Raw genomic sequence first — 19,245 nt, forward strand, 5'->3', positions numbered from 1 at the left:
CCTGTCCCCTGGGAGGTTAGCATGGTGTCCATTCCAACAGGGTTGCGCTTTCATGGCCGTTGCCTCTGGGCGGGCCTTCCTTTGGCCTGCTCTTTAACCTTGGGGGCCTGCTGGAGGACCGCAGCCCTCTCTTCCACCCAGGATTCTTTCCTCCCTATCCCTACCCCGCCCCCACCCCTACCCTCTCCTAGCGGCACGCCTGGCCTTCCGCCCTGGTGGCCCCGTGAGCAAGGTTCTCCCTACGCTGCGGTTTTGTCCGGTTTTTTGCAGGGGTTGGCTGCCGAAGGAGGGGCTCTCTCGCAGCAAGGGATCCTGCTCTGGACAACCGAAGGCAAGCTGCTGGCAGAGCACCGGCTGGATCAACCTTTGCCGGTAGGGCCTTTAGATCAATTGGCCCTTAGTCTGATGGCGCTGGAAACCTGGGGCTATGAGCATCGCTTCCAGACTCACTTCTTCACCACCGGCTATCGCCTTGGCCAGCGCCTGATCGGGGACTTGGTGGTGGTGGGCGGCGGGGATCCCTATTTCCGGGAGGCCAATGTAGCTGAGCTGGCCCGCCATCTGCACAGCCTTGGCATTCGCCAGATCGACGGCGAGGTGAAGGTGGTGCCCCCCTTCCGCTTGCTGGGCCAGCCCGATGCTCTAGCAAGTGCCCGCCGGCTTGCCCAACTCCTTCGGGATCCGCAACAGCCCTACCCTGTAGCCATCGGCGGTTCTGGGTCAACGCTGGAGGAGCTGCCTGCTGAGCTCCATTGCCTGGCTGGCTATACCTCGCTGCCCCTGGGATCCCTTCTGCACATTCTCAACAGCAGCCTCGATCGGGCTATGGCGGGAGCCCTGCTGGCGGAATTGGGAGGCCCGAGAGCCCTGGTAGAGTACCTGCGGCAGCGCTTGGTGGCTGAGCCGGCCGCCCACTTGGAGGCCAGTCTCCTCCCTGCTGCAGCAGAGATTCGCCTGGAGGGGCAGGAGCTGTATCTCTCCCCCCGCGCGCTGGCCCATCTGTGGCAGCATCTGGTGGCGGCCACGGAGGGAAATCCAACGCAGATCCTGCCCGTAGCTGGCATTGGCCCCAGCGCTCTGCAGCTGCGCACCCTGCCCCCCGGCACCGTCGCCCAGGTAGGATCTGCCCCCAGTCGGCTGATGCTGCTGGGGCAGTTGCCGGATGGCACCTCCTTTGTCCTGCTCAACCACGGGCCTGACCTGGCTAGCTTGCGCCAACACCAGGATCAGTTTCTGCAGCAGGTGTTGGCCGTTGGGAAGTCTCTTAGCCGCTGAGGATCCCGCTATTGCTAGCAGAGCTTCTGCCCCCCTGACTCAGGCACCTCTAAGCCCCAAAAGTGGGGAGGGACGCCATCCAGAAGGGGGAAGTTGCAGCATTAGGCCCCACCCGCCTAGACCCAGCAGCAGGCCTGCCAAGCCTCTTGCCGCCAACCTCTAGGGATGGGGGCGGATCAAGCCATAGCCACCGTGCTTGCGCACATAAAGGACGTTGATCTCGCCATTTTCGCTGTTGCGGAACACGTAGAAGTCATGATCTACCAGCTCTAATTGCTGCATCGCCTCCTCAACCGTCATAGGAGGCATGGCGAAATACTTGGTGCGCACTACCTCAGGGGGGAGCTCCGCCTGCCGGTTCATGTTCACGGGATTCGTAGGCGGCTGCTGGGCCACCGCCACTGAAGTTTTGGGAGAATGGCGGATGCGGTGAACCCCATTGCGCTCTTTGTACTTGCGCAGCTTGCGGGCTATTTTGTCGGCCACTCGGTCAATACTGGCATAAAGGTTTTCGCTACTTTCTTCTGCTCGGATCACCGTGCCATTGGCGTAAACAGTAACTTCGGCGGCTTGGTTGGCACTGATGCGGGGGTTGCGGGCTACTGACAGGTTGACATCTACTTCAGTAGTGATCTGGGCAAAATGGCTGATAGCCCGCTCAATTTTTTCCTGGACGTAGCTGCGGATGGCATCGGTAATTTCGATGTTTTTCCCTTGGATTACAAGCTTCGCCATGGAAACTCTCCCGAGTGTGTCAGTCCACGCCTCAAGTTAGCGCCTCACCTTTGCAGGAAAGCAGCCCTTACCTCCAGAAGCGTCTCAGCCAGCCAACTAGCAAAGAGGTGCAATCAAAGTTGACTAAAGAGCAGCTTTGGCAGGGGCGCTAACCTTTGGGGTTAAGTCTAAGTTAACATCTTGCCCCTGGCCTTGAACTAGGGATTAAGAATAAATTTAGACTGCCTTAATTTTAGAGGCCCGTGGTGAGCAAAAGTCCTCTGGACTATTTGACAAGACTTCCCATCTCCCGGCCAGTTGCAAACTGCAACTGCTGGCCCTTCCGTCCTGTCGAGCAGCTCTCTTGTTTGTATAATTGTACAAAAAAGTTGTGTTGGGTACCTAGCCTAGGCCAGCTAGCAGCAGTCAAAGGAAGTGAAGAGATGTTGACTGAAGTTAAGCTTTCTATCAAGATTAAGATTCCACACTAACCCTGGCGCTAGCAGGTTCCTAGAGATTGCCCTCAAAGCGAGGTGGCAGGGATCCCGTTGAAGGTAGCTGAGCTGTTGGACAGAGCAGAAGCAGCTCTGCAGGAGCGCTTCCAGACAATAGACCAAGTTCTCAGGCAGAACTTGGCACGGGTGTTGCAGGCCTTCCGCGACCAGCAGGTGGGCTCCCATCACTTTGCTGGCGTATCGGGCTACGGCCACGACGACCAAGGGCGAGAGGTTTTGGACCGGGTGTTTGCCCAAGTTATGGGCTGTGAGGCGGCGCTGGTGCGGCTGCAGATGGTCTCTGGCACCCATGCCATTGCCTGTGCCTTGTTTGGGGTGCTGCGCCCAGGGGATGAGCTGTTGGCCATCACCGGCCCCCCCTATGACACGCTGGAGGAAGTCATTGGCCTAAGGGGATCTGGCCGAGGCTCCCTGCGAGAGTTCGGTGTTACCTATCGTCAATTGGATTTGCGGGAAGGAGATGTCGATTGGCAGGCCTTGAAGACCGCCCTCAGGCCGCAGACTCGCCTGGTCCACATCCAGCGCTCCTGTGGCTATGCCTGGCGCCCTAGCTTCTCCATTGCCCAAATTGCCGAGATGATCCAGATCGTCAAGGCGCAAAACCCTGAGGTGGTGGTCTTGGTGGACAATTGCTACGGCGAGTTTGTGGAAACCCAAGAGCCCACCCATGTAGGCGCCGACTTGATTGCGGGATCTCTAATTAAAAATCCAGGTGGCACCCTGGCCCCGGCAGGAGGCTATGTGGCAGGTCGGGCCGAGCTGGTGGAGCAAGCTGCCTGCCGGCTAACAGCGCCAGGAATCGGCTCGGAAGGAGGGGCAACTTTTGATCTCAACCGCCTACTGTTCCAGGGGCTGTTCTTGGCTCCGCAGATGGTGGCCGAGGCCGTCAAGATTGCCCACCTGGCCGCCCAGGTGTTCTATGATTTGGGCTATCCCGTCTCTCCGCTCCCCCAAGCACCTCGCACTGACATCATCCAGGCCATTCAACTGGGATCCCCGCAGAAGTTGCAGGCTTTTTGCCGCGCCATTCAAAGCTGCTCCCCCGTGGATTCCTACCTCACTCCGATCCCAGAAGTGATGCCCGGCTACGCTGATCCAGTGGTCATGGCAGCAGGCACGTTTGTTGCCGGCAGCAGCGCCGAGCTCTCCGCTGATGGGCCGCTGCGGGAGCCCTACATTGTCTATTTACAAGGGGGAACCCATCTCAGCCACGGGCGGCTGGCCCTAGAGGCTGTCTTGCAAACTTGGGAGGAGCTGTAATGGCCGCCCCCAGCCACCCTTGACCATTGAGCTCCCGAGCCTTAGATGGGGAAGTTGCCTTTTGCTGCTCAACTTTTCCGCCCTTGGGCCCTGTGGCTGGCCCTTGGTTGGGTTGCCTTGGCAGCCGGCTGTCGGTTACTAGGCCCGGGGAGAGCCCCTCTGGGATCTGCCCTAGGGAGAGGCAGCCAGACCCTAACGGGAGTCCTGGGAGCGGGAGATAAGGTTAGTCCCGGCTACGGCAGCTACTGGGATGGGATCCCTGTGGTGGCCAAGGCTGGGCAAATCCTGATTGCCGCCCTGGAGAGTGAGGAGTTTGACCCTTACTTGGAGCTCGTGGACAAGCAGGGGCGGGTGATTGGCTTTGACGATGACTCGGGCCTGGATGTCAACGCCCTCTTGGCAGTGCGGCTGCTGCAGGGGGGCACCTATACCCTACGAGTCACCAGCTTTGAGCCCCAGTCCACTGGCCCCTACCGGCTGACCTATGTCCTCACCCAGGGCAATTGGCAGCAAACCCTGTCGGGCCGTCTTGAGAAGGGATCCCCCCAGCACCCGGAAGACGGCAGTTGGATGGCGGAATACTCCCTTACCGCCCGCCCTGGCCAAATTTTGCTCGCCTTCCTAAGTAGCTCCGATTTCGATGCCTTCTTGCAATTGTTGGCTCCGGATGGAGAGGTGAGGGCTTGGAATGACGACCAAGGCGGCGGCACGGACGCCCTGTTGATTGCCTTTTTGCCCCGCGGTGGCACCTATACCCTCCGGGTCAACACCTACAAGCCAGGCCAAGAGGGGGCCTATGTATTGCAGTACACCTTGTACTAGCCCCCCAGCAGGCCAAGTCTCCCCCCTTCCTCTTGTCTTATGGCTGGAGATTGCAGAGAGGGGCAAGGCTTGGCCCCAGCTGCCGCTGCCTCCAGAGAAGGCAGGGTTGGATGAGCAGGTCCCAGGCTAGACTTAACTTAGAATGTCCTTATCCGGAGACGCCGATCCCAGCTTTCGTAATCCGGGCTGAGGATGGCAAGAGCCTGTTCCAAAGTTGATATCGGTAACGGAGGAGATTCCTATGGCCATTCCCAGTGGTCTTCCCAGCCCGCTGCCGCAGCAAGAAACTTCTCCGGGGCAAGGCAACGGTCTGAATTTGGCTCCTCGGCCTGCCAGTGCTGACCTAGCGGCTGCTCCAGAGGGGGGCCCGCCCGTGTTTCCTAGCCCTGTGAAGTTCAGCGAGGCCGAGGTTGACCAGCGACCAGTGGGGGCCTCCACCCTCAAGGTGGTGGATTACTTTGCTGACGGACGCCCAATTGCAGCTGCCACGCTAAAGGTGGTGGATACGTGGGCCGAAGGGCGTCCAATAGTTGCCTCCGGCGTTAAATTTGTCCATGACCCTACCCTTAACCGCCCGGTGATGGCAGGGGGCCTGAAGGTTGCCAAGACCTTTCTTGGCAATCGACCCATTGAAGCCAGCCCCCACAGAAGAGAGGAGTAACCTCAAAGAGATCCCCTTGCTAGGCAAGGGGGCAGGTCGCGGCGGCAAGTATGGAGCTCCTGGCAGGCCTGGTGGCGTTGCTGGCCAGTGTGGGAGGGGGGGCAGGCTATTGGGCAGAGCAGGCGGCGCGCCAAATTCTCCTGGCTCAGCTTGACAGCGCAGAGGTTTTGGAGGTGCGCATCCAGAGCCAGCCCAACTACCGCCTGCTCAATGGCCAGGTGGAGCGGCTGCTGGTGGCCGGGCGGGGACTGTATCGGGCACCTTTTCCCCGCGTAGAGCGTTTCGAGCTGGAAACCGACCCAATAGCCATCGACCCTGCTTTTTTTTTGGGGGATCCCTTGCGGCTGAGACAGCCTCTGCAGGCAGCGTTTCAGGTGGTGGTGCGGGAAGAGGATCTCAATGCTGCCCTCAACTCACCAGAGGTGCTGAGGCAGTTTCAGGACATCCAGGCAGATCTGCCCTTGGGTGGGCGCAGGAACGCACCCCGCTATTTTGAACTGCGCCAGCCGCGCGCCAAGCTTTTGGAGCCCGATCGCCTCCAACTTGCCGCCCTCTTGGTGGAGAAAGAGGGGGACAGCAAGCAGGCAGTCGAGGTGGTGTTCAACGCCGGGATCCAGGTGGAGGGTGGGCGCAGGTTGCGGCTTCAGGAGCCGGAGTTTACCATCGGCTCGGTGCGGGTTCCCGACGAGATCACCCAGGCGTTCTTGGGAGGGCTCAACCAGGTGTTTGACCTACAAGAGCTGGAAAAGCTGGGGATCCTGGTGCGGGTACTGAAACTGGAGATAGCCGCTGACCAGATGCAGGTCATTGGGTTTGCGCGGGTTGAGAATTTGGAGGCGCTGACAAGAGCCCAGCAGGTCTCCCTGCGCTAGCAGGGATCCTTGCCCAGGTCTAGCCAGGCTGGCTCGCTTTGCCAAGAGCTTTCTTCGGGGATCCAAAAAGGCTAGGGCTGGGCCTGTCTGCCGGCAGAGGGGGCTTTTCTTCGCTACCCTAGAGCTAGGGAAAACAGGGGGATTGACAGCAATGAGCCACTACGAAGGGCGTCCTACCCAACTCAGCTTCCCTAGGGTGGGGGAGGAACATTCCCCCCGACGGCGTGGCCGGGCCCTGCAGGTGGGGGTGCTTGGCTTTTTGGTGGGACTGGGGGTCATGGGAGGAGCCTGGTGGTACAGCCTGGGGCCGCGGCAAACCTTTTCCTTGTATTGGCTGACCACGGCTGACAACTCTATCTACTACGTGCAGCAGAAGCGCTCCGTTCGTGCCTTTGATGCCCAGGAGGCCATTCGCAGCATTCTGGAGGAGTTGATTGCTGGCCCCAAGGATCCCCGCCTCACCACCGCTATTCCCCCCCAGACACGGGTGCTCGACGTACGGGTGGAAGGCAACGATATTTTTCTTAATTTCTCCTCCGAATTTACGCAAGGGGGGGGATCCACAGCCATGATGAGCCGGGTTGCCCAGGTCCTCTACACGGTTACTAGCCAAAACCCTGAAGCGCGGGTCTGGATCTCAGTGGAGGGACATGCCCTCGAAGTGCTGGGGGGAGAAGGACTGATTCTTGACCAACCCCTGACGCGGGCCTCGTTCCTGCCCAGTTTCCCGCTTCCGGCAAACCCAGAGGCAGAGCCTGCTGCCGTATCGGCCTCTTGAAGAGCCGTACCCCCTGCGGTGTAGGGGGAGAGGAAACCGCAAGGCAGCGAGGGGAAGCTGGGCTCAAAAGCTTTGCAATCTACGTTTCCAGCCGTTCAAAGCTGGGGGCCAGCTTCAGGGAGTAGAGAGCGTAACAGGCCAGCAGCCAATTGAGAAGACGAGCTGCAACGCGGGCAGTTGGTCGCGTTGCCGATCCCACCACCACCCCTCCCAAGGAAAGACCGACTACAGGGCGAGCAGCAAAGATGGCCTCGCAAGTTTGTAACAGCTGAAACCAGCTCAGCCCCCCCGGCTCCGGGTGGTGCACTGCCGGCGCCAGCGAGGGATCCAGCACGCTACAGTCCACCACCAAAAACACCGGCTGCTCCGGCACAGCCTTCACCACCTGCTGCGGCTCCCAGGCCTCCTGGGCCCAGAAAATGGGGCTGTGGTGGTCTTTTAGCCAAGCGTAGGCGCGGGCACTGCCGCTGCGCAGCCCCACGTGCACTACGGGCAGCCTGTGTTGGTAGAGCAGCTCCACCCAGGCACCGTTGCCGTAGCTCCCATCTTGATCTGGCTGAGTCATCTCCAGGGGAGGCATTAGGTTGGCATGAGCACTGCAATGCACCACACTGAGGGCCAAGTAGTGCTTCCAAAGGGCACGAATAGCTCCCCAAGTGGCTGCCAAGACCGAAGGCAACAAAACCGGCCATTGGTGCCGCCGCCAGGCCTGGGTCACTGCCGCCTCACACATGCCATAGGGTGGCTCATCCACTAGCCCCGGCAACTGCGCCACTGCCAGTTGATCCACATCGATCCCCAGCCGCGGCTCAAAAGCACACAGTTCTGCGCCGGCGTTGAGGATGGCCAATGGGGCTTGGGTATCCGGGCCAAAGGCAGTGGGGATGAGGACAACCCTGGCGCTGGACTGGGAGCAGGGATGGAGAGACCACTGGGCCATAGGCGGCGCTCTGACTTCTCCCTACCAAGTTACTCGACCCCTCAGTTGCTCGACCTTGGCTGGACCAATGCCCTTAACCCGCTGCAGATCCTCCAAGGAAGAGAAGGGGCGAGCCTCGATAATCCGTTGCGCCAGGTCTGGGCCCACGCCAGGCAGCTGCTCCAGCTCAGCTGCCGTGGCCGTGTTTAAGTTAACAAGGGAGGAGCCGGGGGCAGGGGCTGGTGGCAAAGCAGCTGGCGAAGGGGAAGACCTCCCCTTGGGAACGGCAATAACCTCCCCTTCCAGGAGCTCCGACTCCGAGGGGGAGGAAGCAAGGGCAACCGCCAGAGGATTGGGGCAGCGGCGAGCTGCTTCCTCTACCTCCTGCTGCAGGCGGCGGCTGGGGCCAAAGTGGGCATTGGCAAGGAGCCGTTCGAACTCGCGCACAAAGTGATTTGCCACCTGGCTATTGCGAATGATTAAAAGGTTTTCGTCGTTGAGGTGGTTGGCCGAGAGCGACCAGTTGTGGGAGCCAGTGATTACCGTAGCCTGAGGGGTGCCGGGGTCAACGATGGCGAACTTGTGGTGCAGCTTGTCTCCCGGGGCGAGGTTGGGCACGCCCACAGAGGAGGCGGGCACTGTCCAAGGCAGCCGGGCCGCATCCACCCGGCAGTTTTCGTCCGGGAGCAGCAGCCCCCACATCTCCAGAGTGCGGCTGTAGTCGCGAAAGGCAAAGCCGGGATCAAACACCCCGCGAATCTCCACGTTGCGCTCCTGGCGCAGTTGCCTGAGCTGGTTGGCGATCCCTGAGTCCGTAAAGACAAACAGGGCCAGATCCACTTGCTTTTGTGCTTGGGCCAGGGTGGCTGCGATAATGCCGTTGGAAGTAGCCTCGTAGGGCAGAGAACGGCTGGCAGGGGAAAAATGCACCCCCACCACGGCATCGCCAATGAACACCGTCTCCAGGGGGCGCTTGTGCTTGCGCACGCCAAAGCGGCTGTCGGGCAACCCTCCCGGCCCATCTCCCCACATGAGGTTGAATTCCTCGGTGTAGAGACGGGCCAGCTCGGGGCTATCGAGCAGCAGGAGGTGGTTGGCGTTGCCCACGCTGCCAGGAGCAGCGAAATCCCCGTGAATATCGGAGAGGGTGAAATTGGCTGATCCGGTCAGCACCCGTTGCCCGTCGATAATCACAAACTTGTGGTGCATCAGGCCGCTGCCCTTGGAGCCGTCGGCGGTGTCGTCTAGCCACGGTACCTGGCCTCTATCCAGCAAGGCGTACACATCCCGGCTGGCAATCTCCTCCGGGGAAAATCGCCCATCCCGATTCACATCCACCAGGTGGCGGTACTCTTCGAACTTTTGGCGACTGCGCTCGTCCAGCGCCTGCACCTCAGCAGGGGTAAGCCGGTGCCAGGCCCGCACGTAGGTGTTTTCGGTAATCACCCGCACTGGGATCCCCGCCTGACGCCGCTCTGCCAGGGCCTGGGCAACTAGAGGCAGGTTCAACTCTTGCACCGCCACATCCACCGACTGCCGAGCAGAGCGAATCTGGGAGATAATCAACTCCTCCAGGTTGTAGCCGTAGCGGTAGATCTGGCGATAGGGATCGCGATAGGTGCTCTCGCGGCTTTGGTTAAACGCCACCTGGATGCGAGGGTGCTGCGGCAGAGGGGCCAGGGTGGGCAGCTCTGGCTCTTGAGGGTAAGGCCGGGGTCGGGGGCCCACCCAGTAGCCAATTGCCACCAGGATCAGCAGCAGGACAGCCCACGGCAGCCAACGCCGCAGTTGCCGCCGCCAAGAAGGGGTCTCCTTCATCTCTTTTCCTCCCACAACCTCACCCAGAATACCCAAGCGGCCTGCTGCTCCGGCCACAGCTATCCCACCGCAACAGGGCTTCAGGCAGGCTTAAGATCAGCTCCAGCAACGTTGGGAGGCCTGGCGTGGAACGTTCCAAATGGGTAGCTATGATTACGGGAGTTCTGGCTATTGCCCTAGGGGTGGGCTACCTGTTGCTGGTAGAGCTATTGGACTACCGCGGGAGCAAGTTTTTGCCAGCGCCGCTGGAGCCACCAGCGATCTTGGGATCTTTGGCAGGGATCCCGGGGCCACGGGCGCTCCTTGGCGCTTGCCTTTCTGGTTTATTCCCTAGCTGGGGCTAGACTCAGCCGTCTCCGCACCGGCTTACCCGAAAAAATTGTATGCTCAGCTACAGTAAGCCTATGCTAGAGAAGCGGCTGCGGCTCCCGGCTGCGCCGGGGTTACCAGCGGAGAGGGTTCAGCCCTTTTAAATCCGCGATTGCTTCAGGAGCCGTTCCGGGTTGGGCCTTTGGGCAAGCTGTGGGTTGGCATGGTGTTATCGCGCTCCACTTGGCTGTGGTTGTTGACAGGGCTGGGCCTGGTAGCCTTGAGCCAGTACCTGCAGTGGGTTGGCGGCCTCCACAGCTTTATCGCCTCCTATTCGGGGCTGCTGGCCGACCTGACCGTGGCTGGCCTCCTAGGAGGAACAGTGGCAGCGGGGCTGGCGGTGCGCCACTGGTGGCAGCAGGCTGGCCAAGGCCAAAAGGAGCCCACGCCAGGGGCCAAGCCGCGGCGGGTTAAGTTGACGCGGGATCAGGTCCAGGCAGATCTCCAGGATGTCGATCGCCTCATCCAGAAGCTGCAAAACGACATCAGCCGCCGTGCCCTGCAGGCCAAGAGACAGGAGATTGATCAGCGGCTGGCTGAGGAAGCATTGCACCTAGTGGTGTTCGGCACTGCTTCTGCTGGCAAAACCTCTCTCATCAACGCTCTGCTAGGGCGGCCTGTGGGGGAAACCGCCCCCACGCTGGGCACTACCCAGCAGGGATCCATTTACACCTATCAGCTGGAGGGCTGGAGCGGCTCCATTTACCTCACCGATACCCCTGGGCTATTGACGATTGGCGGTGCCGGCGAAGCCGATGCCCGCGCCCTGGCCCAGAAAGCAGATCTACTGATTGTGGTGGTGGCGGGGGATCTGCTGGCTTCGGAATACATGGAGCTACTGGAGTTGGCCCGCTTGGGGAAAGCCACTATCTTGGCCCTCAACAAAACCGATCAAATGCCGCCGGAGGATGTGGAGACCATCCTGGCCCACCTACGCCGCCGCACGGCCGGCGTCCTTCCTCCGGAGCAGGTGGTGGCCATTGCCGCTGACCCCGAGCCCTTGAAAGTCCGCTACTACTTCCCAGACGGGTCTCGGCAGGAAACTTGGGAGCCGCAGCCCCCTGATCTTGCCGCCCTCACCCAGCAGATGGCCCGCCTACTGCAGCAAAAGGGATCCCATCTGCGCCTAGCTAACGCCCTCCTGCAAACCCGAACCCTCAGCGAAGCCGTCCAGCAGGCCCTGCGGGAAGAGCGCTGCCAACGGGGCCGCCAGATTGTGGAGCGGATGCAATGGGCAACGGCTGCGGCTCTAGCCGTGACTCCCCTCCCTGCTTTGGATGTCCTGGCGGGAGTGGCCATCCAGGCGCGCATGATTGGAGAGCTGCACCAGCTTTTCGATCGCCGCATTACCCTGCAGCAGGCTCAGGCCATTGCCCACCGCTTGGCCCAAATGATTGTGCAACTCGGGGGACTGGAGCTAGCTACCCACGCCCTTGGCTCTGCCCTCAAAGCTAGCCCCTGGATGCTCATGGGGATCCCTCTGCAGGCAGCCAGCGGCGCCTATCTGACGCGGGTGGCGGGGCTCAGCTACCTGGAGTGGCTGCAGTCGGGGGAGCCTTGGCAGGAGGAGCTCCTGCAAGAGCAGCTGAGGCAGCAGCTCCAGAACGGCCATCCTCTGGCTTTCCTCAAACAGCTAGCTCGCCAAGCCCTTTCCAGCAGCTAGCCGGGGACTTGCCCAAAGCAGCACCCCTACAGCACTGCTAGGGGTAACGGGACTGGGCGGATTTGAACCGCCGACCTAGCGCTTAGGAGGCGCTTGCTCTATCCAGGCTGAGCTACAGCCCCAGGTCCAACACCCCACTGGCTCTACCCATCTTAACCCCCAACCTACCCTACGCTAGAGCCAAGGGAAACCGAGTAGCCCTCCAGCTTCAGGAACGACTCTCAAGGCCTGCGGCAATTGTTTGTCAAGCTACTCCCCTGGAGTTGGTGGTAGGTTAGAAGGATGGAAGTTTAAGGGGGCAAGCTTTTGCCGAGCGACCTGCTGATCCGCAATGCAGAGCTGGTAGTGCCGGAAGGGGATCCCTGGGTGGGAGATGTGCTGGTGCGGGACGGCCGGATTGCCCAGATTGGCCAGTATCTCCCGCTGGAGGGGGTGGCTAGGGTCATCGATGCTGAAGGCCATACCCTGATGCCGGGAGTCATCGATCCCCAAGTTCACTTTCGCGAGCCAGGCCGCGAGCACAAAGAAGACCTCCAGACCGGATCCTGGGCCTGCGCCCGCGGCGGGGTAACCAGCTTTTTGGAGATGCCCAATACAGATCCACCAACAATTGACCAGAGAGCACTAGAGGACAAATTGGCGCGGGCCGCCAGCAAGTGCGTAGTCAACTACGGCTTTTTCATTGGAGCCACTGCCGATAACCTAAAAGAGCTGCAACGGGTGCAAGGAGCCTGTGGCATCAAGATCTTCATGGGATCCCAACATGGCCCCTTGCTAGTGGACGACCCGCTAGTGCTGGAGCGGATCTTTGCCGAGACAGATCCCAATTTTGTCATTGCTGTCCACGCTGAAGATCACGCTCGCATTCAGGCCCGCCGAGCTCTCTTTGCTGGACGTACAGATGTGGCGGTTCACTCCCTAATTCAGGATGAAGAAGCAGCCCTGATTGCCTCGCGCCGAGCTTTAGACTTGGCCACTCGCTACCGCCATCGCCTGCATATCTTGCACCTTTCCACGGGCCTGGAAGTGGAGCTGCTGCGCCAGCACAAGCCAGTTTGGGTTAGCGCCGAGGTAACGCCTCAGCACCTGCTGCTTAGCACTGCTGATTACGCCCGCCTGGGCTCCCTGGTCCAGATGAACCCGCCGCTGCGGGATGCGGCTAACCTAGCCCAGCTCTGGCAGGGGCTGCAGGAGGGCATCCTCGATTGCATCGCCACCGACCACGCCCCTCATACCTTGCAAGAAAAGGCCCAGCCCTACCCCCACTCCCCTTCTGGTATGCCCGGGGTGGAGACAGCCCTGCCGCTGATGCTGACTGCCGTGCAGCAGGGCCGCTGTAGCCTGCGCCAGGTGGTGCAGTGGATGTGTGAGGCGCCAGCCCGCCTCTATGGGATCCCCAACAAAGGGCGACTGCAGGTGGGCTACGATGCTGACCTGGTGCTGGTGGATCGCCGCACGCCCAAGCCGGTACGACGGGAAGAGCTGCTAACCAAATGCGGCTGGAGCCCCTTTGAGGGGTGGGAATTGGTGGGCTGGCCCTTACTAACCATTGTGGGCGGACAGATTGTCTTTCAAAACGGCCAGGTGGATCCCTCGGTGCGAGGCCAGGCCCTAACCTTTCTTCGCTAGGGAGATTCCCCCGTGGACTGGAGGTAACCCCTTCCGTGGGTTCCCCCTCGCCCTAGAATAGGCTCCATGGACAGTCAAACAAAACCAACCCCCGCGATCACACCCGTTCTGGTACTTGCCGGCCTAACCGGAGCAGGGAAAACTTTGGCCATTCAGCAATTGGAGCAGCTGGGCTACACCGGCCTGGAAGGGATCCCGCCCAGTCAGGTGATCCCCTTGGTTGAGGCCATGCGGCCCCACCACGCCGCTTTGGCCATCAGTTTGAATCTCCACGCTCAGGAGTATCGGGAGCAGCTCTGCGAGTTGGCCGCCTGGATGCAAGCCCAAGGGATCCCTTTCCTGTTCCTCGAAGCCCGGCCCCTCGTCTTGCTCAGTCGCCTCAGCGCCCAGCGCCGCCCCCACCCCCACCATACCGGCGGCGGCCTGCTGGCGGCCATCGAGCAAGAAATACGCGAACTAGCACCGATCCGGCAGCACTGCACCCACCTGCTGGATACCTCCGAGCTCAATAGCCAGCAACTGCGGCAGCAATTGCAAGCCTTGGTGCAGGGGATCCCCCAACCTCTTAACTTGCGGCTGGTTAGCTTTGGCTTCAAGTACGGCGTTCCTCCCGATGTCAACCTGGTGTTTGACGTGCGCTTTCTGCCCAACCCCTTCTTTCAACCCCATCTGCGCCACCTAACCGGCCAGGATCCCGCGTTGCAGGAGTTTCTCTTTGCTGACCCCCTGACCCAGTCCACCTACCAGCAGATCCTTTCCCTGCTGCGGGCCTGGTGGCCCCACTATCGAGCAGAACGGCGGCCCCACCTAACCGTAGCCATTGGCTGTACCGGCGGGCAACACCGCTCCGTGGCTTTGGTGGAACGCTTGGCCCAGGATTTGCAGCCCTGGACCCTCCCTGCCAACGGCTCTGGCCTGCCCGAGCTCAACCTCCAGGTAGAGCACTGCCATTTGTTGGAGTCGCAGCGGGAGCTGGAAGCCTGCTTTGGAGCACCGCCGGCTGACCTCGGCAATGGGCAACCAAAGGTTAGGATGCCTTTGGCCGGCGTTCCTGTCCCCTCCCATGAGCAAACCTGAGCCCCACAACAAGTCCCTCGTTCGGGGGCCTCGCCGCCGCAAGACTGCCGGGTGGCGAAGTGCCTGGAAATGGCTCTTCCCCGGCCTAGCCGTCAAACGCTGGCTTAGCCTGGCGATGGGGGGCGTGCTGCTGATGCTGCTGGGCATTGCCATCTGGACAGAATTGACCCCCATCTTTCGCCTGAAGCGGCTAATTGACCTTACCCTGCGCTTAATCACCACCTGGATCCCGAACAAGGTCAGTGGCCCCTTGGTAACTGGGATTGGTTTGGCAATGGTGGTGCTGGGCTTCCGCAGCGCCATGCGCTCCATTGAAGATGTGCTGATCCCAGAAGGAGACGAGGCGCTGGTGGATAAGCTCCTCTTGCGGCGGCGTCTGAGCCGTGGCCCTCGCATTGTGGTGCTGGGGGGCGGCACCGGCCTTTCTAACCTGCTGCGAGGGTTGAAGCGCTACAGCTCCAACATCACCGCCATTGTTACTGTGGCCGACGACGGCGGTTCTTCAGGGCGCTTGCGGCGGGAGATCGGCGTGTTGCCCCCTGGTGACATCCGCAACTGCCTCACGGCTTTGGCCAACGAAGAAAAGTTGCTCACGGAGCTGTTTCAATACCGCTTCCAAGCCGGGGAAGGGCTGACCGGTCACAGCTTTGGCAACCTGTTCATCACCGCCCTCACCGCCGTGACCGGCGGCGACCTCATCCGGGCCATCACCGCTACCTCGCAGGTCTTGGCCATTCAGGGACGAGTACTGCCGGCTACCCTGGCGGACGTCACCCTCTGGGCGGAGCTCAGTGATGGCCGCCGCGTGGTGGGCGAGTCCAACATTGCCAAAGCCAGGGGGCGCATCTGTCGCATTGGCTGCGACCCGCCCAACCCTCCCGCCTTGCCTGAGGCCATCGAGGCTATTGAAGCGGCAGAGTTTGTGGTGCTGGGGCCGGGCAGCCTCTACACCAGCATCATCCCCAACCTTTTGATCCCGGAAATTGTGGAAGCCTTGGCCAAGAACATGGCACCCCACATCTACGTGTGCAACATCATGACGGAGCCGGGAGAAACCGACGGCTACACTGTTGGGGATCACGTCATGGCTTTGGATCGGGTGGCGGGCGTGCGCCTGTTCGATGCTGTCCTGGTGCAACGGGATCCCCCTTCCCCCCGCGCCCTAGAACATTACCGCCGCAACGGTTCCGAGTTTGTGGTCTTGGATCCGGATAAGCTGGCCTACCTGGGTTGTCGGGCCGTCTTGGCTAACGTCATGCAGGAAGATCCCGAGACTGGCTTGGTGCGCCACAACCCTGAACGCCTGGCGGCGATGCTGATGCGCTGGTTCGACAGACACCGCTAAACCACCCCACAGCTCCTAAGGGCCAGCCGTAGCCACTAGCTCCTGGCGGCCAAGTCGTGCCCCTCTATCCCCTTGCAGGAAAGGCTAGGGATCAACCCTAGCCCCAAGAAGCCTGAACTCGTGAGGTTGTCAAGTAGGTCCGTCGAGGCCGCATTTTGAGGCCAGGACGGCAAGAGTTTAAGAAAAACCGGCAATGGCTTGCCCCGACGGAGGACACACAAATTGGGCCACTCGATCCGGGCTATAGGCCTAGCCTTCTCGGTTTCCGGGAGAGATTTGTGGCAGCAGGTTTAAAGCTGGAAGTCTTGTGGAAAATGGGCCAGGATCGAGTTAAGGGATCCCAAGGTGGGAAAATCCCGGCAAGTTGTTAGCTTTGGAGGTTGGGCGCCAATGGTAAGGTTGTTCCCCTCCCCCTTTAAGAAGACTTCCGACCCCTGGGCTGGGATCCCGTGTGCTCCTAGTCCCTCTTCTTCTTCCAACGGTGAGGCGGAGCCTTGTCCTTTTGCTGCCCAACGGGAACAGATGGTGAAGGAGCAGATCTTGCAGCGAGGGATCCGGGATCCGCGGGTGCTGGAAGCAATGCGCAAAGTGCCGCGTCACCTTTTTGTTCCCCCGGAGCTGCGGGATCGCGCCTACAGGGATTGCCCACTGCCCATCGGCTACGGCCAGACCATTTCTCAGCCTTACATCGTTGCCTTCATGACCGAGGCGGCCCGCCTCACCCCTCAGTCCGTGGTGTTGGAAATCGGCACCGGGTCTGGCTATCAGACGGCCATCTTGGCCGAGCTGGCCCGCCAGGTGTACAGCCTGGAGCGGCTGGCCCCCTTGGCTGCTCGCGCCCAGCAAACCCTCACCGCCTTGGGCTACCGCAATGTGGAGGTGCGTCAGGGAGATGGCTACCAAGGTTGGCCGGAACACGCTCCCTACGACGCTATTGTGGTTACAGCCGCACCCCCCGCTGTGCCGACAGCGCTTCTGGAGCAACTGGCGGTGGGCGGTACCCTGGTGGTGCCGGTAGGCGAAAGCCAGGGATCCCAATCCTTGCTGATCCTCCACAAAACCCCCGAAGGAGTGGTGCAAAAGGAGGCTTTCCCCGTGCAGTTTGTGCCCATGGTCTAGAAGGGGGGATCTTCAGGAGACAGCCCAGAGCTGAGCGCGAATGTGCAGCGCCAAGGAGGGGAGATCGGTAATCAGTCCCCGCACCTCCCCCACGGGCGGACGCAGGCAAAAGGCCATGATCTCCGGGTCGTTCACCGTCCAGACGTAGAGCGGTATCCGGGCTTGGGCTGCTGCTGCCAAAAACGGCAGGTTCAGCCAAGAGTAGTGGGGGGCAAGAAAATCCGCTCCCACCTCCCGGCAATAGGCCAAGGGGGATCCCGCTGGCTGCGCCTCCACCAAAAGGCCAACCTGGAAGGCAGGATCTAAGTCGCCGCGGCGCAAAAGCTCTTTCAGCCGCCTTACCACCTGGGGCAAAAAGGAGGTGAGCACGCAGGCCTCCGGGGAAAGTTGCTTGCTAATCAAGGCAAGGACTTGTTCTTCGTAGCCGGCCTCCTTCAGCTCGAGGTCGAGGGCAATTTTGCCTCCAACCTGAAGCAGCACCTCCTCTAAGGTGGGAATCGTGGGCTTGCGGGCGCGGATCTCGGCCCAGGTGAGCGCCGCCAACGGCTGCCCCTCCAGCTCAGCGTCGTGGAAAACCAGAAGGATCCCGTCGCGGCTGCGGCGCACATCCAGCTCGATCCCGTCGGCCCCACTTTCAATGGCCGCCGTAAAGGCAGCCAGGGTATTCTCCTCAGCATGGGTGTGATCCCCCCGGTGGGCCACGATCTGGGTGGGAAAGCGATAAGCTGGAGGAGTGGAAGCCATCCCTACAGCCATGGATCCAGCCGAAGTTGCCGCCCTAAAAGAGCGCATTAAGCGTATCCGCGAGCGCAGACCAGCCCTAGTCAAGCTTTTGGAAAGGCCAGATCTAGGTAGCTTGCGTGTCGATGTCAATCAAGCCCTCGAGGAAATCGACGAGCTGCTGCAAGAGTTTGAGCAGACCTTTGGCCCGCAGGACTAGCCGGCCTGGGTAAGCTCTTGCAACTGGGCCAAGACCTCGGCACTGTGCCGGTAGGGGTTGACAATTGGGTAAATAGCCCGCAGGATCCCGTCAGGATCAATGAGGAAGGTGTTGCGCAGGGCCATGTCCCCCATCCACGAGCCGTAGGCGCGGCTGGCCTTGCCCTCGGGATCCGACAGTAAAAGAAATTGCAGCCCCTCCGCTGAGCAGAAACGGCGGTGGGAGTCAACTGAGTCGGCGCTCACCCCCACAATCTCCGCCCCTAGAGCCCGAAACTTAGGCAGATCCTGCTGAAAGCGGCGGGCCTCAATGGTACACCCAGAAGTGAAGTCGCGAGGGTAGAAGTAGAGCACCACCCACTTGCCGCGAAAATCCGCCAACCGCCGCAGCTGCCCTGACTGATCCAGCAGCGCAAACTCCGGCGCCGGCGCCCCAATCTCTGGCAGGGGGGTGGTGCCCCACTGCGCCAGAGCAGGCTGAGCTCCTGCCAAGCTCACCAGCAAAGTCGCCAACAACCCTGCAAGACCCAACCAGCCCCAGATCCTGCCCCCTCTTTTGACCACCACTGCAACTCCTCTCCAGCTCTCTGGCTCTAGTTTACATAACTTCATGGCAACCACTTGCAGAGCAAAAGCTGGGGTGGGATCCCCAGCCACCGCCAAAGTTGAGAGGTGCGCTGGACGGGAGTGTAGCGCAGTTGGGCGTAGAGCTGCCGGGCGGGCAGATTGTCTTCCACCACGTGCAAATGCAACTGGCGATAGCCCCACTCCTGCACCACCACCTCGGCGCTGAGCAAAAGCTGCCGCGCAATTCCCCGCCGTCGCCACTCCGGCAGCACCGCTAAGTTGGCAAGGTAGGGATACTTCCCGTGGGCCATGGCCCGCAGCGAGATCTCGGCAGTCCCCACCACTTCTGCCCCTACTGCTGCTGCTAGGCAACGGTAGTAGGGATCCCGGCCTGCCAGCTTGAGGCGTAAATCCTCGCGAATGATGAGTTTGTGAATTGGGTGCAGCCAGCGCTGCAAGCCTAGGGGTGGATAAAAGACCCGGGCAAGAACCTCCGCCACAGGATCCAAATCAGCCGCTGTGGCAGGATAAACCACCAAGGAGGGCAGTAGGGAGGAAGGGCGCAAGGATCCCTAGCAAGCATCGCTACCATTTTCGCAGACAAGTTGCCGGCAACCTGCCAAATGCCAAAAAGAGATGGCGGCCCCTACTTGAGAACCGCCACCGCCCCCATCAACCAAAGCCTATCTTCACCACCTGCGCCCTCCGCCCTACAGATCGCTAGCATAGCGAGCTGAGCCTTTGCCGCGGTAGATATCATCTGTGATGGGCTGGTAGCCGACTTCCACCAAATCGGACTTGGCAGGCGTGAACACCCGGATAACTGCTCTAGCAATTTTTGCCAGAAAGGCAAACATAGAAACCTCCTGCAAGCGAAAGTAAACCATTATCGGCCACAGCTTT

General features: G+C 60.8%; 20 protein-coding genes and 1 tRNA gene. 13 read left to right on the top strand and 8 right to left on the bottom strand.

Translation table 11 applies throughout. From position 1 onward, the window contains the following. Positions 1-252: 252 nt before the first annotated feature. On the top strand, positions 253-1,275 hold the full coding sequence (locus NW827_RS08980; protein ID WP_414403292.1) for a D-alanyl-D-alanine carboxypeptidase: 1,023 nt from the start codon (positions 253-255) through the stop codon (positions 1,273-1,275). Positions 1,276-1,434: 159 nt separating this feature from the next. Here the strand turns inward: NW827_RS08980 and hpf are convergent, their stop codons facing one another. Further along, positions 1,435-2,010 carry a ribosome hibernation-promoting factor, HPF/YfiA family gene (gene hpf / locus NW827_RS08985; RefSeq protein WP_414362056.1) on the bottom strand — a complete coding sequence of 192 codons (576 nt, stop codon included), beginning with the start codon at positions 2,008-2,010 and terminating at the stop codon, positions 1,435-1,437. A 527-nt stretch (positions 2,011-2,537) separates the two neighbouring features. Here hpf and NW827_RS08990 point away from each other — a divergent pair. The 5 genes from NW827_RS08990 to NW827_RS09010 all read left to right on the top strand — a co-directional run bounded on the left by NW827_RS08990 (position 2,538) and on the right by NW827_RS09010 (position 6,897). After that, on the top strand, positions 2,538-3,764 hold the full coding sequence (locus tag NW827_RS08990) for an aminotransferase class I/II-fold pyridoxal phosphate-dependent enzyme (protein WP_414362054.1): 1,227 nt from the start codon (positions 2,538-2,540) through the stop codon (positions 3,762-3,764). A gap of 45 nt (positions 3,765-3,809) precedes the next feature. Then, positions 3,810-4,586 carry a hypothetical protein gene (locus tag NW827_RS08995; protein ID WP_414403293.1) on the top strand — a complete coding sequence of 259 codons (777 nt, stop codon included), beginning with the start codon at positions 3,810-3,812 and terminating at the stop codon, positions 4,584-4,586. Positions 4,587-4,827: 241 nt separating this feature from the next. Then, a complete protein-coding gene (locus tag NW827_RS09000; RefSeq protein ID WP_414362051.1) occupies positions 4,828-5,247 on the top strand; it encodes a hypothetical protein in 420 nt (139 codons plus the stop codon). A 50-nt stretch (positions 5,248-5,297) separates the two neighbouring features. After that, on the top strand, positions 5,298-6,119 hold the full coding sequence (locus NW827_RS09005; RefSeq protein ID WP_414403294.1) for a DUF2993 domain-containing protein: 822 nt from the start codon (positions 5,298-5,300) through the stop codon (positions 6,117-6,119). 151 nt (positions 6,120-6,270) lie between these two features. Beyond that, a complete protein-coding gene (locus NW827_RS09010; RefSeq protein ID WP_414403295.1) occupies positions 6,271-6,897 on the top strand; it encodes a GerMN domain-containing protein in 627 nt (208 codons plus the stop codon). 79 nt (positions 6,898-6,976) lie between these two features. Here the strand turns inward: NW827_RS09010 and NW827_RS09015 are convergent, their stop codons facing one another. Together NW827_RS09015 and NW827_RS09020 are read right to left on the bottom strand one after the other, a co-directional pair. Then, the gene (locus NW827_RS09015) at positions 6,977-7,837 is read right to left on the bottom strand and encodes an arginase family protein (protein WP_414503588.1); all 861 of its coding nucleotides are present in this window, start codon (positions 7,835-7,837) and stop codon (positions 6,977-6,979) included. Between the two features lie 21 nt (positions 7,838-7,858). After that, a complete protein-coding gene (locus NW827_RS09020) occupies positions 7,859-9,634 on the bottom strand; it encodes a phospholipase D-like domain-containing protein (RefSeq protein WP_414503589.1) in 1,776 nt (591 codons plus the stop codon). 125 nt (positions 9,635-9,759) lie between these two features. Between NW827_RS09020 and NW827_RS09025 the strand changes: the two genes are divergently transcribed. Both NW827_RS09025 and NW827_RS09030 read left to right on the top strand, forming a co-directional pair. Further along, positions 9,760-9,978 carry a hypothetical protein gene (locus tag NW827_RS09025; protein WP_414362044.1) on the top strand — a complete coding sequence of 73 codons (219 nt, stop codon included), beginning with the start codon at positions 9,760-9,762 and terminating at the stop codon, positions 9,976-9,978. 188 nt (positions 9,979-10,166) lie between these two features. Continuing rightward, positions 10,167-11,666: a DUF697 domain-containing protein gene (locus NW827_RS09030; protein WP_414403298.1), complete on the top strand. Its 1,500-nt coding sequence runs from the start codon at positions 10,167-10,169 to the stop codon at positions 11,664-11,666. A gap of 47 nt (positions 11,667-11,713) precedes the next feature. Here NW827_RS09030 and NW827_RS09035 read toward each other — a convergent pair. Beyond that, a tRNA-Arg gene (locus NW827_RS09035) sits at positions 11,714-11,788 on the bottom strand. A 184-nt stretch (positions 11,789-11,972) separates the two neighbouring features. On the opposite strand from NW827_RS09035, the gene NW827_RS09040 reads away from it, so the two are divergent. The 4 genes from NW827_RS09040 to NW827_RS09055 all read left to right on the top strand — a co-directional run bounded on the left by NW827_RS09040 (position 11,973) and on the right by NW827_RS09055 (position 16,836). Continuing rightward, complete coding sequence (locus tag NW827_RS09040) at positions 11,973-13,295, top strand: dihydroorotase (protein ID WP_414403299.1); 1,323 nt, start codon at positions 11,973-11,975, stop codon at positions 13,293-13,295. Positions 13,296-13,361: 66 nt separating this feature from the next. Next, a complete protein-coding gene (rapZ, locus tag NW827_RS09045) occupies positions 13,362-14,372 on the top strand; it encodes an RNase adapter RapZ (RefSeq protein WP_414362040.1) in 1,011 nt (336 codons plus the stop codon). Next, positions 14,359-15,717, top strand: coding sequence for a gluconeogenesis factor YvcK family protein (locus NW827_RS09050; protein ID WP_414362038.1), 1,359 nt, complete (start codon positions 14,359-14,361; stop codon positions 15,715-15,717). The genes rapZ and NW827_RS09050 overlap by 14 nt, the downstream gene beginning before the upstream one ends. Before the next feature lie 522 nt (positions 15,718-16,239). Further along, the gene (locus NW827_RS09055) at positions 16,240-16,836 is read left to right on the top strand and encodes a protein-L-isoaspartate(D-aspartate) O-methyltransferase (protein ID WP_414503593.1); all 597 of its coding nucleotides are present in this window, start codon (positions 16,240-16,242) and stop codon (positions 16,834-16,836) included. A 12-nt stretch (positions 16,837-16,848) separates the two neighbouring features. Here NW827_RS09055 and NW827_RS09060 read toward each other — a convergent pair whose 3' ends face one another. Then, positions 16,849-17,580, bottom strand: a complete 732-nt coding sequence (locus NW827_RS09060) for a glycerophosphodiester phosphodiesterase (RefSeq protein WP_414403300.1) — start codon at positions 17,578-17,580, stop codon at positions 16,849-16,851. Between the two features lie 10 nt (positions 17,581-17,590). Here NW827_RS09060 and NW827_RS09065 point away from each other — a divergent pair, with 10 nt between their 5' ends. Further along, positions 17,591-17,776 (top strand): hypothetical protein, encoded by a 186-nt coding sequence (locus NW827_RS09065; RefSeq protein WP_414362034.1) that lies wholly within the window; start codon positions 17,591-17,593, stop codon positions 17,774-17,776. Here the strand turns inward: NW827_RS09065 and NW827_RS09070 are convergent. From NW827_RS09070 to NW827_RS09080, 3 genes are all read right to left on the bottom strand, one after another. Then, positions 17,773-18,288: a peroxiredoxin gene (locus NW827_RS09070; protein ID WP_414362032.1), complete on the bottom strand. Its 516-nt coding sequence runs from the start codon at positions 18,286-18,288 to the stop codon at positions 17,773-17,775. The two genes, NW827_RS09065 and NW827_RS09070, sit on opposite strands and share 4 nt — an antisense overlap. A gap of 95 nt (positions 18,289-18,383) precedes the next feature. Continuing rightward, positions 18,384-18,908, bottom strand: a complete 525-nt coding sequence (locus NW827_RS09075; protein WP_414362030.1) for a GNAT family N-acetyltransferase — start codon at positions 18,906-18,908, stop codon at positions 18,384-18,386. A 144-nt stretch (positions 18,909-19,052) separates the two neighbouring features. Further along, positions 19,053-19,245, bottom strand: a 193-nt coding sequence (locus NW827_RS09080; protein ID WP_414503590.1) for a hypothetical protein, incomplete at its 5' end; no start/stop codon positions are given.

The sequence above is a fragment of the Synechococcus sp. H70.1 genome (assembly GCF_047502705.1).
Taxonomy (GTDB): Bacteria; Cyanobacteriota; Cyanobacteriia; order Thermostichales; family Thermostichaceae; genus Thermostichus.

Excerpts from the sequence above, each read along its gene's own strand:
- hpf (WP_414362056.1), bottom strand. The coding sequence starts at position 2,010 with ATGGCGAAGCTTGTAATCCAAGGGAAAAACATCGAAATTACCGATGCC.
- NW827_RS08995 (WP_414403293.1), top strand. The coding sequence starts at position 3,810 with ATGGGGAAGTTGCCTTTTGCTGCTCAACTTTTCCGCCCTTGGGCCCTG.
- NW827_RS09000 (WP_414362051.1), top strand. The coding sequence starts at position 4,828 with ATGGCCATTCCCAGTGGTCTTCCCAGCCCGCTGCCGCAGCAAGAAACT.
- NW827_RS09005 (WP_414403294.1), top strand. The coding sequence starts at position 5,298 with ATGGAGCTCCTGGCAGGCCTGGTGGCGTTGCTGGCCAGTGTGGGAGGG.
- NW827_RS09010 (WP_414403295.1), top strand. The coding sequence starts at position 6,271 with ATGAGCCACTACGAAGGGCGTCCTACCCAACTCAGCTTCCCTAGGGTG.
- NW827_RS09015 (WP_414503588.1), bottom strand. The coding sequence starts at position 7,837 with ATGGCCCAGTGGTCTCTCCATCCCTGCTCCCAGTCCAGCGCCAGGGTT.
- NW827_RS09020 (WP_414503589.1), bottom strand. The coding sequence starts at position 9,634 with ATGAAGGAGACCCCTTCTTGGCGGCGGCAACTGCGGCGTTGGCTGCCG.
- NW827_RS09030 (WP_414403298.1), top strand. The coding sequence starts at position 10,167 with ATGGTGTTATCGCGCTCCACTTGGCTGTGGTTGTTGACAGGGCTGGGC.
- rapZ (WP_414362040.1), top strand. The coding sequence starts at position 13,362 with ATGGACAGTCAAACAAAACCAACCCCCGCGATCACACCCGTTCTGGTA.
- NW827_RS09050 (WP_414362038.1), top strand. The coding sequence starts at position 14,359 with ATGAGCAAACCTGAGCCCCACAACAAGTCCCTCGTTCGGGGGCCTCGC.
- NW827_RS09055 (WP_414503593.1), top strand. The coding sequence starts at position 16,240 with ATGGTGAAGGAGCAGATCTTGCAGCGAGGGATCCGGGATCCGCGGGTG.
- NW827_RS09060 (WP_414403300.1), bottom strand. The coding sequence starts at position 17,580 with ATGGCTTCCACTCCTCCAGCTTATCGCTTTCCCACCCAGATCGTGGCC.
- NW827_RS09065 (WP_414362034.1), top strand. The coding sequence starts at position 17,591 with ATGGATCCAGCCGAAGTTGCCGCCCTAAAAGAGCGCATTAAGCGTATC.